Below are 16,734 nucleotides of genomic sequence, written 5' to 3'. Positions count from 1 at the left end.
AATATACCGTCGGATAAAGCCTCAAAGCCGCATCCTTTGGCCTTTTTAAATTATGGAATTATTTTCGCTGCGCTACTAATCAATAATTGCGGGAATAATTACAAAAATAGCTTTTGTGCAAGTGTGGATTACAGGGCGTTTCCGCGACCTTTAGAAGTGCTCTTTGCAGAAGGAGCCAATCCCCTTTTTCAGTTGCTTTTAACACCAAAAAAGGCTAAAATTAAAGTGTTGAAATAGGTCTTTTTTGTATCGAGGGTTTTAATTTTGATTAGAAGTAAGTTTTTTATTAAAAAAGCTGTAATAGCTGCAGCATTATCAGCAGCTTTGATCAGCGGTAATATAGCATTCAATCTGCCGACTTTGGTTGTTACGGCCGAGGCCGGTGAGAATATAGATGATGTGAATCCGGATGAGATGCCTGATGCTCCTGCGGTAGGCGAACAGGATGACAATACTCCTTCAGATGATGAGGGCGAGCCTATAGCGGATCCTGATGCTACAAATGGGGATGAGGGAGAACCGGAAGCCGGAGATAACACATCGGATGATGGAGGTGCCCCGGCAGATGATGCAGCACCTGCTTCGGATGACATTACAGTGACTCCTGATGATGAAGGAACACCTGCACAACCTGCAGAACCGGCAGAGGGTGAGACACCTTCAGATGATGAGAATTCCGATGATGCTGCAAGCCCTGAAGATGGCACCGGTGCATTAACAAAGAACGAACCGGCAGAGAATCCAGAAGAGAATGCTAATCCTTCTGATGATCCTGCATTAACTAATGATGCAGCAGATCCTACCACAGGAGAAGGCACACAGGGGACAACTACTGATAAGCCAAAGCTCACACTTAAATCCCAGAGTCTTGCCAAGGTTTATGATGGTAAGCCCCTTGAGAATGGAAATGAGCCTCTTGAAGTAGAAGAGGGATGGCTTGAAGGTGACGGCGCTGATTATAAATTTACAACCAGCATTACCACAGGACATGCATTTAATACCTTTGAGGTAATACCCTGGGAAGGCACTGATCTGAATGATTATGAAGTTGATCTTGGTTTTGGCGATCTTACAGTTATTGAGAGAGAGGGTGATCTTAAATACATCCTCACGATAACAGGTGTAAGCGGAGAGACCAAGTATACCGGAAGTGAGCAGACACTTAGCGGATTCATTGTAAATGGAAGAAGCTACTCAGAGTTCAGAATAGAAGCAAGCGGTGATCCTAATGAGAGCATAGGATTCACCATAGGAGATGCTGCATTTACCGTAAGCGGTATCAGCGCTTCTGTGACAGCTAAGGATGCAGGAACACATTTCCTTAATATATCGGGAGCACCTGTTGTAAGAGATTCATCAGGCGCCGTTGTAACAGATGAGTTCCAGTTTGAGTATTTTGCAGGTAAGTTTACCATCAATCCCAGAGAGGTAACACTTAAGTCTGCAAGCGATAAAAAGAAATATGACGGTAAAGCCCTTAAGAATCATGAGGTTACCGTTTCAGGTGACGGTTTTGCAGAAGGTGAAGGTGTTACATACAAATTCACCGGACAGCAGAAGGAAGTGGGTGAGAGTTTCAATTATTTCACCTACGTCATGAATGAAGGAACCCTTGAGAGTAACTACGATATAACCGTAGTACCCGGCAAGCTTAAAGTAAAAGAAGCCGATAAGAAACCTGATAATAACCAGGGAAGCTCAGGCTCCGAGGAGTCAGGTGATAACACGGGAAGTGATTCATCAGGCTCTGCGGCAGCTACTTCAGCATCAAATAATACTTCAGCAGAGGTTACAAACGATACAGGCGCAGAAGTTCTTGGTGCAAGAAGAGGCGCTGATATAGCTAAGGCAGTAGCGGGAGCCAGAAACAGTGCAACGGATGATTCTACGGCCGATTGGTATGGAAGAGTTTTGGTAATGGCAGCATGTATGATGCTGACTACAATAATATGGGGAAAAAAGAAGAAGAATGAGTGATTCAGAAGCTAGAATTTATGGCAAAAATCTTGTATGTGTTTGCGTAAACAGTACTGAAAATGATGACATTCAGGGTGAGATGTGGACTCCCTATGAGGAGGAAGCTATCCGCTTTGGAAGTGCATACGAACTTATAATGGAGATGGATGATCTCTATGATCATTGGGATTTCCCTCAGAGGACCACATCTTACAGAACATTTGGCAAAAAGGATAAGACCAAGGATTATCACAATCCGAATTCTATCAGAAAAAGAGAACCTATCAGAACTCTTAAATCATTCAGGGGTGAGAAGGCGACCTTTTTGATTCACGTGAAGTTCAGACAGAATACTTCATGGCAGGGTCAGGTACTTTGGGCTGAGAGGAAAAAGAAAGTATATTTCCGCAGTGTTCTTGAGCTACTTAAGCTTGTGGGAACTGCACTTAAGCAGGGCGATCAGGAAGACGATATCGCTGAGTAAAGATGACAGGGTCCGAAGAGTGTGTGTTCATGCTCTTCGGACTTTCTAGGTAATTAACTACAACATGAGTTTGATATGACAAAAAAACAACTTGCACTAGAAGTAATAGAATTACTGAAAAAAGAATATCCTGATGCAAAGTGCACTCTCGACTATAAGGATGCATGGCAGCTTCTTGTAAGTGTGAGACTTGCGGCTCAGTGCACAGATGCAAGAGTTGATCAGACTACGCCTCTTCTTTATGCAAAGTTTCCTTCGGTTAAAGCTTTGGCTGAAGCAGATGTATCTGAGATTGAAGAGATAATAAGACCCTGCGGCCTTGGCAATTCCAAGGCAAGGGATATTTCCGCATGCATGAAGATGCTGCAGGAAAAATATGACGGTAACGTTCCGGACAATATGGAAGAGCTTCTTGCTCTGCCCGGTGTTGGCAGAAAAAGTGCCAATCTCATTATGGGCGATGTCTTTGGAAAGCCTGCTATAGTCACGGATACACACTGTATCAGATTAAGTAACCTTATTGGTCTTGTGGATAATATTAAAGAACCTGCCAAGGTCGAAAAGGCTCTCTGGAAGATAATTCCGCCTGAGGAGGGAAATATGCTTTGTCACAGATTTGTAACTCATGGCAGAGCAGTTTGTGTTGCCAGAAGACCTAATTGTGCCGAGTGCTGCCTAAAAGAGATATGCAAATTCGGCAGGAAAAATTTATCTTAGAACTAACCTGGAGATTATGAAAAAATGCTTATCAGTAAGCTGTTTATAGAATTTGTGATGTTCAGCTTTATAGGCTGGATATACGAATGTACATATTGCACCGTGAAGGAGGGACACTGGTCCAACAGAGGATTTTTATTTGGCCCTATATGTCCCATCTATGGAACAGGTACCGTGCTTACCCTGATCATATTCGGATACGTTCCGGTTTTCAGCAGGGTCCCTGTAAATGAAATACCCATATGGCAGATATTTCTTATTTGCTCGGTTGGAAGTATTTTTCTTGAATATGGAACATCTTATTTTTTGGAAAAGAGATTTCACGCGGTATGGTGGGATTACAACGATATGCCGCTGAATATAAACGGAAGAGTATGTGTTCCTGCTACATTGGGATTTGGAGTAGCGGGCATACTTGTTACAAGATTCGTACTTCCCTTTTCATTCAGATTTTGCGAGACAGTTAATCCCTATGTTGCAGAGGTAATAGCACTTTTACTGATGGCGTATCTCGCAGCGGATTTGGTTCTTACGGTATCCAGCCTGTATCATCTTCTTACCATGGTCGAAAAGACCATGGGAGGTTTTGATGAGAAGATGGAAGGCGCGGTACAGATAGCTAGAGAAAAAGTAAATGCTACAGCTGAAATGCTTGATTTCAGACAGAAATATCAGCTCAAAAGTATTAAGAACTTTAGGTTCAAGAGACCTGTATTACGAAGCGGAAAACTAATTAACACGAAAGCAATGCTTGAGGTTTTTAAGGCTCTTCAGGAAAAAATAAAAGCCGGAAAATAATAGGAGCATGTTATGGTAGTTGAAGGTTGGGTAGTACTAAATTTCTTTTGTGGTCTACTCCTTGTATTGTTACTGATTTTTCAGCGCAGTACATCAAGTATCACATCGGGTAGACGTTATTCGGCGCTTCTTATAATGACGCTTGTTCTGTTGGCTTCCGAGACTGTTGGAAGAATCGGTGAGGCGAACCCGGATAACCTGATGTTTCTTGCAAAAATAGGATATTTCATGATTTATTTGCTGGATCCTGTTGATATTCTTTTTGCGCTTACTTATATTGATTGTTGGATGGATAAGGAGAACCGGTTTAAAAGAGCGATTTTTTCTTATTCATTTCAGGCTTTTGCCTTTGTAAACGTTGTGATGATCACCATTTCAGAGGTTCTGGATCTTAAGCTGTTTTATTTCTTTGAAGATGGCTTGTATTTCAGAGGACCTTATTTCATGGTGAGAGCAGTGCTGATGATGATTTTTATTGTGCTGCTTACTGTGTATGTGATTATGTTCCGAAAAAATATCTATAAGGAATATCAGAATGCTATTCTTATGCTGCCGATACTTTCATTCCTCGGCGCAGTGCTGCAGATTTTCCTGGCAAATATGGATATTACCTATGCAGGTATCTCTATCGGATGTCTGATCCTGTTTTTCTCATTGCAGAGCAGGGATATAAATGTGGATTATCTTACGGGTGTACTCAACAGGCGTGGTCTGGATATCAGGCTTGAGGAAAAGGTAAAGCAGAGTATTTCATCGGGCAACAGGTTTTCTGCAATAATGATGGATGTGGATCATTTCAAGGAGATAAATGATCACTACGGACACAGTGCCGGTGATGATACTATCCGTGATGTAGCAAGGGTTTTGGTTGATACATTTGGGTCAAAAGCCTATATCGGAAGATTCGGTGGTGATGAGTTCTGCATTGTTACGAACATGACCGAAGTCGAAGAGGTTGAAGAGAAAATAAACAGGGTTCACGAAGCCATTAAGCGCGACATTAAAGAGCGCAACGGTTGGCCTGAAATGATAGACGTGAGCAGCGGTTACAGTATTTATGATCCTGAAAGGGCTCTGTCAGCAGAGGAATTTCAGCAAAATATAGATAGGCTGATGTATGAGGAAAAACAGAAGCATCACCTAAATGATAGAAGAAAGTCGGAGAGATAAAGACATGAAAACACAGATCAAAGGATTGGCAGATTTTATCGAAGGGAGTCCTACAGCTTTCCATGCTGTAAACCTTATTAGAGAAAAGCTGCTTGGAGAGGGCTTTACGGAGCTCTCCGAAAAAGAAGTATGGAAGCTTAAAAAGGGTGGAAAATACTTCGTTACAAGAAATGGATCATCAATCATTTCATTTAAAGTTCCAACAACAAATTATAAGGGATTTTCAATAATAGCAAGTCATAGCGATTCGCCTGCTTTTAAAATCAAGGAGAACCCTGAAATTGAGGCAGCAGGTGCTTATGTAACACTCAATGTGGAAAAATATGGTGGAATGCTTTGCGCTCCCTGGTTTGACAGACCGCTGTCAGTTGCAGGAAGACTTATGGTCAAAAAGAGCGGCAGAGGAATCGGCATTGAGAGCAGGCTTGTTGATATCGACAGAGATCTTCTGATGATACCTTCACTTGCAATTCATATGAATCGTGAAGCCAACGACGGTTATAAGTACAATGTACAAAAGGATCTGCTTCCTGTTTTCAGTGATGAGTCAGGTAAGGATGGATTTATGAAGCTGGTTGCCAAGGCAGCAGGCGTTAAGGAAAGTGATATCGTAAGTCATGATCTTTTCCTGTATAATCGTGTAAAGCCCACAGTATGGGGAGCAGCAAATGAGTATTTTTCTGCAGGCAGACTTGATGACCTTGAATGCGGATACGGATCACTTCAGGGATTTATGGCGGCTACCAATAAGAAGAATATCATCATGCATGTAGTATTTGATAATGAAGAGGTTGGAAGCACAACCAAGCAGGGCGCTGCGTCCACCTTCTTAAAGGATACGCTTCTTAGGATCAACGAGGGCTTTGGAAAGAGCACGAGTGAGTATCTGGTATCCTTGTCTGAGAGCTTTATGATATCAGCTGACAATGCTCATGCGGTTCATCCAAACTATGTTGAGAAAGCTGATCCTGTAAACAGACCTAAGATGAATGGCGGCATCGTTATTAAGTACAATGCCAATCAGAAGTACACTACAGATGCTGTTTCAGCTGCAATTTGCAAAATGGTTTGTGACAAAGCAAAGGTTCCTTATCAGACCTTTACCAACAGATCTGATGTGGCAGGTGGTTCAACCCTTGGAAACATTTCCGGTACTCAGGTTGCGATCAACACAGTGGATATCGGAATGGCACAGCTTGCAATGCACTCACCCTATGAGACTGCAGGTGTCAAGGATGTGGATTACCTTATAGATTTTTCAAAGGCATTCTATGAGGCAGATTTCACTATTGAGTAAAATGCCTTTATAACTTAGTTTGGCAGGAGCGTATCCGACCGGATTAAGACGTATTATGTTAGCAATAAAGAGGAGAGTTGTATAAATGGGATTATTTGATTTTTTGGGTGGAAAGAAAAAACGTGAAGAAGAGGAAGCTCTTCTTTTGGAGCAGGAGGAGCTTGAAAGAAAAGAACGGGAAAAGGCTGAGCTTAAAGAGATTCACATGGAGCTTGGATGGCCTGTTCCTTCAAAGATAAATCCTGTAAGAGTTGCAGGCAAAGAGGACACTATTTTAGACGATCCTCTTACAGAAGATCGCAAGGAAGAAATTGGTGAGATTCTCTACGAGGATGAGATCAGTGTGGATTCTCTTAGATTCCTTTCACTTCAGGAGCTTCTTTTCCTTATTACTGCACAGGAGCATTTTCAGAAAAAAGCTGCATTGCCGGGATTTGAAGCAAACCACAGAAAGATTTATAACGAGATTCTTGGAAGAGTCCGCGACGCAAAGATGCTTTATGTATTATATGATCAGCTGACAGGTTATCCTTTCATCGATCATGGATACATCAACATTTATCTTGATCAGGATCATGCGGAGGCAGCTGTAAAGGTATTTGAAACCCAGTACAGAAGACTCATTGCCCGCCCCTGCAAGGCAGACAACGAGGCAGAGTCAGCAAAGGACAGAAGAAGCTTCTTTGATTATCTGTATTATCTTGGTGTTGAGAACTTTATCATTGAAAACGGATATTACAGGGCACACTTCAGAAGAAATGAGATAGTGGCTGCTCCCGGTGACTGGGGTGGAACAACTGACAACTCACCCAAGAACCCGGCGCTTGTTTTTGCAATACTTGATTTCCTTGGAGAGGCAAGATGGCCCGTTAAATATGAAAAGAGAAACGAGATTCTTACAATAAAGGAAATACGCATGGCTCAGGCAGCGCAGGCTGCAACCTATATTGTACCTATGGTACATGAAGGCCCTGTGGACATAATGGAGGATGGCAGATTCAAGTTTACAAAGGACACCAAGATCCGTTTCCCTGAGATAAAGAGCAAGGATGAAAAGCACTTCCTTCCTATATTTACTGACGGAATGGAATTTACCAAGATGTTTGCCAATTCCGAATTCAAGGGTGCTGTGTTTACTTTCCCTGACATCCTTAAGTTCGTAGGAGAAAAGGACGGCGTTATCATCAATCCGGGCGGCCAAAAGATAATGATTCCCAGGGACCGTATGCTGGCACTTCAGATGGCTGCTCAGCAGGTCGCTATTGCTAAGCAGGCAGGTAAAAAGCCCGCTAAGAAAAAGCTCACCGAGACAGAAGCAGCAATTCAGTCAGCCATGAAGGGAAAAGGAATAGCAGCTAAGGCCGAGCCTGATGAAAAGGACAGCTTTGTAGAGCTTACAGAGGATTCCTCCATGACCGATATTCCTGCAGATAATGATAGCAATATCGAGCTTATGGAAGGTGGAGCAGACAGCGATACTACATCTGAATTTGCCCCTGAGGATTAATTGGTTGCAAGTAATTCAATCTTGTTAAGGGTGTATTTATGAAGTAGAATTAATATAATTTCAGTGCTAAGGCACACGGGATATGGAGGGGTTATGTTTGATCGAATCATGGGACGATACCTTGTAAGTAAGGGTAGATTGTCCAAAGACCAGTTATCAGTCGTGTATCAGATTCAGGAATCAAAGAGAGCTAAGCTCGGTGTAATAGCAGTTACTGAAAAGCTTATGACGGTTGCGCAGGCAGAAGAGATTAATGCCCTTCAGGCTACTATGGATAAGCGTTTTGGTGATCTTGCCATTGAAAGGGGATACCTTTCCAATATTCAGGTTGGAAGACTTCTTTCTCTTCAGGGAGATGAATTCTTGACCTTTACATCCGCAATTGTTGAGAGAGGCTATTTATCTCTTGAGGATGTGAATCAGGTTATTGCTGATTATCAGCATGACAAGGGACTTAACGATAGTCAGATGGAATCCTTGAAAAGAGGTGACCTTGACGCGATAGTTCCTATTTTCCTTGATGAGCTGGAGCCTGAGTATGTATCACTTTTCAAGTATGGCATAAAGAATATGTACAGACTTGTGGATGCGCACATCTGTATTGACAAGGCATGTACTAAGCATGACCTTAAAGAAGAATGTGTAAGCTATCAGCGATTTAAAGGCGATATCAATGCTACTGTTGCTCTTGCAGGTTCAGCAAGCGCAATTCAGAAGATGGCAAAGAGCTATACGAGAGAAGAGTTCATTGAGACCCAGGAAGATGCACTTGATGCAATGTGCGAGCTTATTAACTGTATCAATGGTCTTTACGCTACTGATAAGAGTAAGAGCGCACTTAAGATTGAGCTTGAGCCACCGACATTTATCACCAGATTTTCAGAGCTGTCCGGGGATGATATGCATGTTATTCCTATTTACAGTGGCGAAGAAGTAGTTTATTTTATTGTTTCTATAAACAGTGAAGTTGACATTAAGTGAGGGGACGGGATATGGCAAACATATTGATGGTAGATGATTCGAGAACATCACGCAGAGTTTTAAAGGACATGCTTGAGAGGCATGGACATGAAGTTATAGGCGAGGCTACAAACGGACAGGAAGCTTTTGACAGCTACGTTAAACTTAAGCCTGATATAGTTACCATGGATATTACAATGCCTGTAATGGATGGCATAGAGGGACTTAAGCTTATACACAGATCTTATCCTGATGCGAAGGTTGTTATGATAACCGCAGCGGGTCAGAATGAAAAGGTTAAGGAAGCTGTCGAGAACGGCGCAGCAGAGTTTGTTACAAAGCCTCTGGATGAAAAGGTCGTTATCGAGGCCATTGAGAAAGTTTTAAACCGATAAGAAATGGGGATTTATGTTCAATGATATTCATATCGGTCCGCTTACATTCCACATGTACGGGCTGATGATAGCTGTAGGTTTTTTAAGCGCACTTATGATAGTGCTAAGGAGAGGAAAAAAGCGGGGACTTTCAGAAGATACTATTTATGGAATTTTCTATTGTGCTATTATTGGAGGCCTGCTTGGATGCAGGCTTCTATTTTATATAGTAGAAATACCGCAGATAATGAAAGATCCTTCAATTTTATGGGATTTTAAAAACGGATATGTTGTGTATGGCGGAATTATCGGCGGAATACTCACCAGTATGCTATATGTTAAGCTGAAAAGGAAAGAAAAGTATTTTCCGTATTTTGATATGGTAATGCCTGCTGTGGCCATAGCACAGGGCTTTGGCAGAATTGGATGCTTTTGCGCCGGCTGCTGTTATGGTGCTGAGACAGATTCCTGGTTCCACGTTGTTTTCACTCATTCTCAGTTTGCACCTAACAATGTGCCACTTATTCCGACACAGTTAATGTCTTCTGCGGGAGATTTTTTGATCGGTTTCTTCCTTATATATTATTCAGGAAAAAATAAGGTGCCAGGAAGAAGTGCAGCAATGTATCTGATCCTCTATGGAATAGGAAGATTTTTGTTAGAGTTTTTCAGAGCAGATCACAGAGGAAGTCTTGGAGTGTTCTCTACCTCACAGATTATTTCCTTTGGAATAGTTGCTATAGGTGCTCTGCTTTATGTGGTAACAACCAGACATGGTGAAGAGGAAGCACTTTTGTGATTCTAAAATAATAGACGGAGGCTTAAATCCAGCCTCCGTCTATTGTTATAATCTGACCTGTAAGATAGGTGGGCGACTTGGCAAGCTTAACTGCAAAGTCTGCCACTTCTTCCGGTTCGCATATTCTGTCCGCAGGAATGTCAGCTGCGATTTCAGAAATCTCTTCCTGCGATAAGTGGGATGAATTCATTTCCGTATTTACCATACCGCAGGCGATGGCGTTTACCGGGATACCACTAGGGGCAAGCTCTTTTGCAAGGCCCTTTGTAAAGGAATTGACACCGCCCTTTGATGCTGAGTAGGCTACCTCACAGGATGCACCTACATTACCCCATACAGAAGAAATATTTATGATACGACCGTATCCGTTTCTAAGCATAAGTGGAACGGCTTTTTTACATGTATAGAAAAGAGAATCAAGATTAACTGCCATAAGCTCGTGCCATTCTTCTGCGGGCATATCGGTAAGGAGTCCGTAGTGAGCTATACCTGCATTATTAATAAGTATGCCTGGGATAAGACCTTCCTTTTCGATAGTCATGAATAATTCATTTACGGAGGCTTCATCACCAACGTTGCATTCAAAGGCTTTCGCCTTTATTTTATATTCGTTTTCGAGCTCTCTGGCGAAGTCTGTTAAAGCGCTTATATGGTTTTTGCAGCATAAAATCAGTGAGTAACCGTTTTTTGCAAATGCCTTTGCGATAGCTTTTCCGATTCCTCTTGAAGCTCCTGTTATCAAAACATAGGTTTTTACAGAATCTGTCTGCATGTAGCCCTACCTCCAAAAAGTTCATAATTATTTTATTTATCATACCACAAAAAACTCTTTACATTTTATTGGGAAAGAAGTATATTGTTTATAACAAATTGCACACAATCTAATTTTAGATATATATTTCAAAGGAGGAAATAATATGCGTGATCTGATTATTATAGGTTCCGGCCCTGCAGGCTTATCTGCAGCTGTTTATGCAAAGAGAGCAGGACTTGATGTTCTTGTCATTGAGAAGGACCCTGTAAGCGGCGGACAGATACTTATTACTTATGAAGTAGATAATTACCTTGGACTTCCGGGTATTAACGGCTTTGATATGGGAATGAAGTTCCGTGAGCATGCTGATAAGCTTGGCGCAGAGTTCGCTGAGGGAACAGTCACTGCTATAGAGACCGTAGATCCCGGCAGTGATAGCAAAGCACCTACATTCAAGGTAATTACAGATAATGGAGAGTACGAGACAAAAACCATAATCCTTGCAACTGGAGCATCACACAATAAGCTTGGAATCAAGGGCGAGGAAGAGTTTACTGGTAAGGGTGTTTCCTACTGCGCAACCTGTGACGGTGCATTTTTCAGAAATAAGGTAGCTGTTGTAAACGGCGGCGGTGATGTTGCCGTTGAGGATGCAATTTTCCTTGCAAGAGGCTGTAGCAAGGTTTACCTGGTTCACAGAAGAAATGAGCTTCGCGCTGCCAAGATCCTTCAGGATGAGCTTTTATCACTTCCTAATGTAGAGGTTGTATGGGACAGCATCGTAGAAGAGGTCAAGGGCGATGCCAAGGTTTCTTCCATAACCGTTAAAAATGTTAAGACAGATGAAAAAAAAGAGATAGAAACAGATGCACTTTTCGTAGCAATTGGAATTCATCCCCTTACAGAGGCTTTTACAGGGCTTGCTGAAATGGATGAGACCGGATATATCATTGCAGGAGAGGATGGAGCCACATCTACGCCCGGAATCTTTGTTGCAGGCGATTCCAGGAAAAAGAGACTTCGTCAAATTGTTACAGCAGTAGCTGATGGTGCAAATGCCGTTACCGCTGTTCAGGATTTTTTGGTAGGCAAGTGATTTCATAGATAAAATTATTCGAAAAAAAGAATAAGGAAACTGTTAAAAAATAGCCAGTGTCCGCAAAAACACTGGCTTTTAATATGATGTAATAGAATGCACAATTATGAAAAATATGATATTTATGCGGTTTAAATTTGCTTCTAAAAGGCCTGAAAGGTTGACAAGATTATATTAAAGGGGTATATTGTAAAAGATGTAACAAAATCGTAACAATTATTTGGAGGTCCATTTTGCGAAAGACTAGAATGCAGCTTGTGGCAATGGGGGTTGCTGCTGCTTTAACAGTTGGAGGAACTGGAATAAATGCATCTGCTTCATCCTCAAAGGTAACAAGCGTATTACCTTCAGCAGGAATCAGCTATGCGCTTCAGACTCAGGATTCTGTTTCACTTTCTAATTTACAGGGTGATTCTGACAGCACTGATGTAGCTGAGAATGACAATGCAGACATTACAGAGACTACACCACTTGCATCTACACTTCAGGAGAATATCCTTAATGATATTCAGAAGGCTACAGGTGCAAACATTTCAATAGCAGATTATGATGAAGCCAACGAAGAGAAGCTTCAGGCTATGACTGATGAGGAGAAAGAGGAAGAGCGTTTTAAGACTCTTGTTATCGCTCAGGTTAATGATTATGTAAATGTAAGAGATAACCCGAGTGAAGAGGATGGCGAGGTCATCGGTAAGCTTTATGACGATTCTGTTGGTACTCTCATTGAAGAGACTGACGGATGGTACAAGATCAAATCCGGTTCAGTAGAAGGTTATGTAAAGGGCGAGTATTGCGTAACCGGTGAAGATGCAGTAGAGCTTGCCAAGGAAGTTGGTAAGAGAATTGCTACAGTTAATACCACAACACTTAAAGTAAGAAGTGGCCCCAGCACAGATGATGAAGTGCTAGGTCTCGTACCTATCGAGGATGAACTTGTCGTAACCGAAGAATTAGAAGAATGGGTTAAGGTAAGTATCGAGGAAGGTGAAGGATACGTATCAAGAGAATTCGTAGATCTTTCTACAGAGTTCGTTGAAGCAGAGTCCAAGGCAGAAGAGGAAGCTCGTCTTAAGAAGGAAGAGGAGGCTCGTCTCGCAGCTCTTGCTCAGGCTAAGAAGGGTACAAAGAATTCATCTGATAAATCAGGTTCCAAGAGCTACAATTCAGCAGGAAGCTATACTACACAGTCAAGTTCCATCGGTTCTGCTGTTGCATCCTTTGCAACTCAGTTCGTTGGTAACCCTTATGTATATGGTGGTTCCAGTCTTACAAACGGAACAGACTGTTCAGGTTTCGTTATGAGTGTATATGCTAACTTCGGTGTTAGTCTTCCTCACTCAAGCGGTGCTGACAGAAGCGTTGGTGCAGCAGTTGATGGTCTTGCAAATGCACAGCCCGGTGATATCGTATGTTACTCAGGTCACGTTGGTATCTACATCGGCGGCGGACAGATCGTACATGCTTCAACAGCTAAGACAGGTATTAAGATTTCAGATGCAAGCTACAGACAGGTACTTGCAGTTCGAAGGATCTTCTAATAAGAATAAAAAATCGGAAAGCGTAAGCTTTCCGATTTTTTATATTCTTGTAATGAAGTTCCGCTCTCGCATTCGCTCGACGGAACAACGCTGAAACACTAAATTCGCAATAACCTCATTAAGTGTTTCAGGTTTTATTCTTCCGGCTCAATCAAACCGTAGGTATTACCCTTTCTCTTATAAACTACATTCGGCTGATCTGTATCAGCGTTGATGAATACGAAGAAGTTGTGTCCGAGAAGCTCCATCTGAATGGCAGCGTCTTCAACATACATCGGCTTGAGGTCAAACTTCTTATAACGCTCGATTCTGATCTCTTCATCATCATCAAGTTCATTCTCAATGTACTCTTTTTTGAAGTTGCTGATCTCAGTCTGGTGTTTGTCAACAAGCTTGCTTCTGTACTTCTTGAGCTGACGTTCTATGATCTCCTCAACGAGATCGATAGATACATACATGTCACTGCTTACCTGCTCAGATCTGATAATCTTACCTTTAACGGGAATGGTCACCTCTATTTTGTGGCGATCCTTATCAGCTGTAAGAGTTACGTTGACATTAGTCTCCGGAGTAAAATACTTCTCGAGCTTGCCGATCTTTTCTTCTACTGCGGATTTAAGTCCGGGTGTTACATCAATGTTTTTTCCAATAATCGTAAAATTCATGCAATCATCCCCTTTTCCCATATATTTTTATAAACAAATTATATCATTTTCTGACAGATTAAATCAAACATAAGAGATAAGTTTAGAAATCTTTCATAGATATCACTGTTTTCGTGCAAAATAGACAAAAAATATGTTCTGTTTTTGAGACAAGAAAACAAGTGTATTTGGTGGATAATTGTGGGTAATGTGGATAACTTCGTGTATAAGTCGTAAAATAGGCATTTATAATTTTAAGATTGTGGATAACTTTTAAAAAATCTCTTTATAAAATATTAATTTTTTATGTTGACTTTTCAATTTATGTGCATCTGTGACAGCTTTATGAAAATTTAATAAAAAAATAGTATATTATCTGTGCCTTTTTCTTGCGCAGAAAAAAGCCAACATGCTATAATATATTCGTTGTGACAAAAAAATAACAAGCAACAAAACTATAATAAAATAGCGGACTTAAAGTCCCGAAACGGAGGTATCATCTATGGCACAAAAGGTAGTTTTAGCAGGTGCTTGCAGAACTGCAATCGGTAAGATGGGCGGCGCTCTTTCAAACACACCGGCAGCAGATCTTGGTTCAATTGTTATCAAGGAAGCTCTTAACAGAGCAGGAGTTAAACCGGAGCAGGTTGACGAGGTTCTTATGGGATGTGTTATCCAGGCTGGTCTTGGACAGAACGTAGCTCGTCAGGCTTCTATCAAAGCAGGTCTTCCTGTTGAGGTACCGGCTGTTACTATCAACGTTGTTTGCGGTTCAGGTCTTAACTGCGTAAACATGGCTGCTGAGAAGATTTTATCTGGTAGTGCTGACATCGTAGTTGCAGGTGGTATGGAGAACATGTCAATGGCTCCTTTCGCACTTGACAAGGCACGTTTCGGTTATCGTATGAATAATGGTGTATTAAAGGATTGTATGGTAAACGATGCTCTTTGGGATGCATTCAACGATTACCACATGATCAAGACTGCTGATAACGTAGCAGAGCAGTGGAAGCTCACAAGAGAAGAGCTTGATGAGTTTGCACTTAAGAGCCAGCAGAAGACTGAGGCAGCTCAGAAGGCAGGCAAGTTCAAGGATGAGATCGTTCCCGTTCCTGTAAAGGTTAAGAAGGAAACAGTTATGTTTGATACAGACGAGGGTCCTCGTCCCGGTTCTACAATGGAAGGTCTTGCAAAGCTTCGTCCTATCAACGCTGACGGCGTAACAACAGCTGGTAACGCATCAGGTATCAATGACGGTGCTGCAGCTATCGTTGTTATGAGCGAAGAGAAGGCTAAGGAGCTCGGCGTTACACCTATGGCTACATGGGTATGCGGTGCTCTTGGCGGTGTTGATCCTTCTATCATGGGTGTTGGCCCTGTTGCAGCTACAAAGAAGGTTCTTGATCGTACAGGCCTCAAGATTGAGGATTTCGATATCTACGAAGCAAACGAAGCTTTCGCAGCTCAGTCAGTAGCTGTTGGTAAGGATCTTGGCTTCGATCTTTCAAAACTTAATGTAAACGGTGGTGCAATCGCACTTGGACACCCTGTAGGTGCTTCAGGATGCCGTATTCTTGTTACACTGCTTCACGAGATGCAGAGATCTGACAAGAAGCGTGGTCTTGCTACTCTTTGCATCGGTGGTGGTATGGGTTGTGCAACTATCGTTGAGAGGTAAGCATTTGACTTGGGCTTGAGTCCGAGTACAGAACTACCAATTAAATAAATTAAGCGCTGTGAGGGATTTTCTCACAGCGCTTATTACACGTAAAAAAGGAGGAAAAGAAAATGGGATTTGTTAATGTTGAAGTAAAGGATAAGATCGCTGTCCTTACAATCAACCGTCCTGAAGCACTCAATGCTCTTAACAGCGCAGTACTTGATGACCTCAACGCTGCTCTTGATAGCATTGATGTTAACACAGTAAGAGCTCTTGTTCTTACAGGTGCAGGAGAGAAGTCTTTTGTAGCAGGTGCTGACATCGGAGAGATGAGTACCCTTACAAAGGCAGAAGGCGAAGCTTTCGGTAAGAAGGGTAATGATGTTTTCAGAAAGCTGGAGACATTCCCTATTCCTACAATCGCAGCTGTAAACGGATTCGCTCTTGGCGGCGGATGCGAGATTTCTATGAGCTGTGATATCCGTATTTGTTCAGACAATGCTATGTTTGGTCAGCCTGAGGTTGGTCTTGGTATCACACCCGGATTCGGTGGCACACAGAGACTTGCTCGTCTCGTAGGCGCTGGAATGGCTAAGCAGCTTATCTATACAGCACGTAACATCAAGGCTGACGAAGCTTTCAGAATCGGTCTTGTAAATGCGGTTTATACTCAGGAAGAGCTTCTTCCTGCAGCTGAGAAGATGGCAAACACAATCGCAGCTAATGCTCCTATCGCAGTTCGTGCATGCAAGAAGGCTATAAATGAAGGACTTCAGCTTGATATCGATAAGGCTATCGAGCTTGAGGAGAAGATCTTCGGCGATTGCTTCGAGACAGAAGATCAGCGTGAAGGTATGGCTAACTTCCTTCGCAAGAAAGATGATCCTAAGAAGGTTAAAGTAGTAGACTTTAAGAATGCATAATGCATGATCATCATTCGAAGATTAAGATTAGATAAATAAAGATTAGGAGGATATATA

General features: G+C 42.0%; 16 protein-coding genes. 14 read left to right on the top strand and 2 right to left on the bottom strand.

Annotated features, from left to right (window positions below):
- The first annotated feature begins 264 nt into the window (after nucleotides 1-264).
- From G603_RS0117265 to lgt, 10 genes are all read left to right on the top strand, one after another.
- A complete protein-coding gene (locus G603_RS0117265) occupies nucleotides 265-1,977 on the top strand; it encodes a hypothetical protein (protein WP_026670984.1) in 1,713 nt (570 codons plus the stop codon).
- Entirely contained in the window at nucleotides 1,970-2,440 is a 471-nt protein-coding gene (locus G603_RS22135) for a hypothetical protein (protein ID WP_081667143.1), read from the top strand. Before G603_RS0117265 ends, G603_RS22135 begins: the two co-directional genes overlap by 8 nt.
- Before the next feature lie 75 nt (nucleotides 2,441-2,515).
- On the top strand, nucleotides 2,516-3,157 hold the full coding sequence (locus tag G603_RS0117255; RefSeq protein WP_026670983.1) for an endonuclease III domain-containing protein: 642 nt from the start codon (nucleotides 2,516-2,518) through the stop codon (nucleotides 3,155-3,157).
- Nucleotides 3,158-3,181: 24 nt separating this feature from the next.
- Nucleotides 3,182-3,955, top strand: a complete 774-nt coding sequence (locus tag G603_RS0117250; RefSeq protein WP_026670982.1) for a putative ABC transporter permease — start codon at nucleotides 3,182-3,184, stop codon at nucleotides 3,953-3,955.
- Nucleotides 3,956-3,967: 12 nt separating this feature from the next.
- Complete coding sequence (locus tag G603_RS0117245; protein ID WP_081669970.1) at nucleotides 3,968-5,125, top strand: GGDEF domain-containing protein; 1,158 nt, start codon at nucleotides 3,968-3,970, stop codon at nucleotides 5,123-5,125.
- Nucleotides 5,126-5,129: 4 nt separating this feature from the next.
- Nucleotides 5,130-6,422 carry a M18 family aminopeptidase gene (locus G603_RS0117240; RefSeq protein WP_026670980.1) on the top strand — a complete coding sequence of 431 codons (1,293 nt, stop codon included), beginning with the start codon at nucleotides 5,130-5,132 and terminating at the stop codon, nucleotides 6,420-6,422.
- An 85-nt stretch (nucleotides 6,423-6,507) separates the two neighbouring features.
- On the top strand, nucleotides 6,508-7,929 hold the full coding sequence (locus tag G603_RS0117235; RefSeq protein WP_026670979.1) for an SseB family protein: 1,422 nt from the start codon (nucleotides 6,508-6,510) through the stop codon (nucleotides 7,927-7,929).
- A gap of 93 nt (nucleotides 7,930-8,022) precedes the next feature.
- Nucleotides 8,023-8,910, top strand: a complete 888-nt coding sequence (locus G603_RS21770) for a chemotaxis protein CheX (RefSeq protein WP_051208060.1) — start codon at nucleotides 8,023-8,025, stop codon at nucleotides 8,908-8,910.
- 11 nt (nucleotides 8,911-8,921) lie between these two features.
- Nucleotides 8,922-9,284, top strand: coding sequence for a response regulator (locus tag G603_RS0117225; RefSeq protein ID WP_026523482.1), 363 nt, complete (start codon nucleotides 8,922-8,924; stop codon nucleotides 9,282-9,284).
- Between the two features lie 13 nt (nucleotides 9,285-9,297).
- On the top strand, nucleotides 9,298-10,062 hold the full coding sequence (gene lgt, locus G603_RS20915) for a prolipoprotein diacylglyceryl transferase (RefSeq protein WP_035793880.1): 765 nt from the start codon (nucleotides 9,298-9,300) through the stop codon (nucleotides 10,060-10,062).
- Between the two features lie 22 nt (nucleotides 10,063-10,084).
- On the opposite strand, the gene ymfI is transcribed toward lgt, so the two are convergent.
- Nucleotides 10,085-10,834, bottom strand: coding sequence for an elongation factor P 5-aminopentanone reductase (gene ymfI / locus G603_RS0117215; protein ID WP_026670978.1), 750 nt, complete (start codon nucleotides 10,832-10,834; stop codon nucleotides 10,085-10,087).
- Nucleotides 10,835-10,979: 145 nt separating this feature from the next.
- Here ymfI and trxB point away from each other — a divergent pair, with 145 nt between their 5' ends.
- The gene (gene trxB / locus G603_RS0117210) at nucleotides 10,980-11,912 is read left to right on the top strand and encodes a thioredoxin-disulfide reductase (protein ID WP_026670977.1); all 933 of its coding nucleotides are present in this window, start codon (nucleotides 10,980-10,982) and stop codon (nucleotides 11,910-11,912) included.
- A gap of 233 nt (nucleotides 11,913-12,145) precedes the next feature.
- On the top strand, nucleotides 12,146-13,450 hold the full coding sequence (locus tag G603_RS0117205) for an NlpC/P60 family protein (protein WP_026670976.1): 1,305 nt from the start codon (nucleotides 12,146-12,148) through the stop codon (nucleotides 13,448-13,450).
- Nucleotides 13,451-13,584: 134 nt separating this feature from the next.
- Here G603_RS0117205 and hpf read toward each other — a convergent pair whose 3' ends face one another.
- Nucleotides 13,585-14,115 carry a ribosome hibernation-promoting factor, HPF/YfiA family gene (gene hpf, locus G603_RS0117200; protein ID WP_026523486.1) on the bottom strand — a complete coding sequence of 177 codons (531 nt, stop codon included), beginning with the start codon at nucleotides 14,113-14,115 and terminating at the stop codon, nucleotides 13,585-13,587.
- 481 nt (nucleotides 14,116-14,596) lie between these two features.
- On the opposite strand from hpf, the gene G603_RS0117195 reads away from it, so the two are divergent.
- Nucleotides 14,597-15,772, top strand: a complete 1,176-nt coding sequence (locus tag G603_RS0117195) for an acetyl-CoA C-acetyltransferase (protein WP_026523487.1) — start codon at nucleotides 14,597-14,599, stop codon at nucleotides 15,770-15,772.
- A 110-nt stretch (nucleotides 15,773-15,882) separates the two neighbouring features.
- Nucleotides 15,883-16,677, top strand: coding sequence for an enoyl-CoA hydratase-related protein (locus G603_RS0117190; protein WP_026496733.1), 795 nt, complete (start codon nucleotides 15,883-15,885; stop codon nucleotides 16,675-16,677).
- Nucleotides 16,678-16,734: the final 57 nt, after the last annotated feature.

It is taken from the genome of Butyrivibrio sp. AE3006, from assembly GCF_000424165.1.
Lineage (GTDB): Bacteria > Bacillota > Clostridia > Lachnospirales > Lachnospiraceae > Butyrivibrio.
This window is presented reverse-complemented; position numbering and strand designations above follow the sequence as displayed.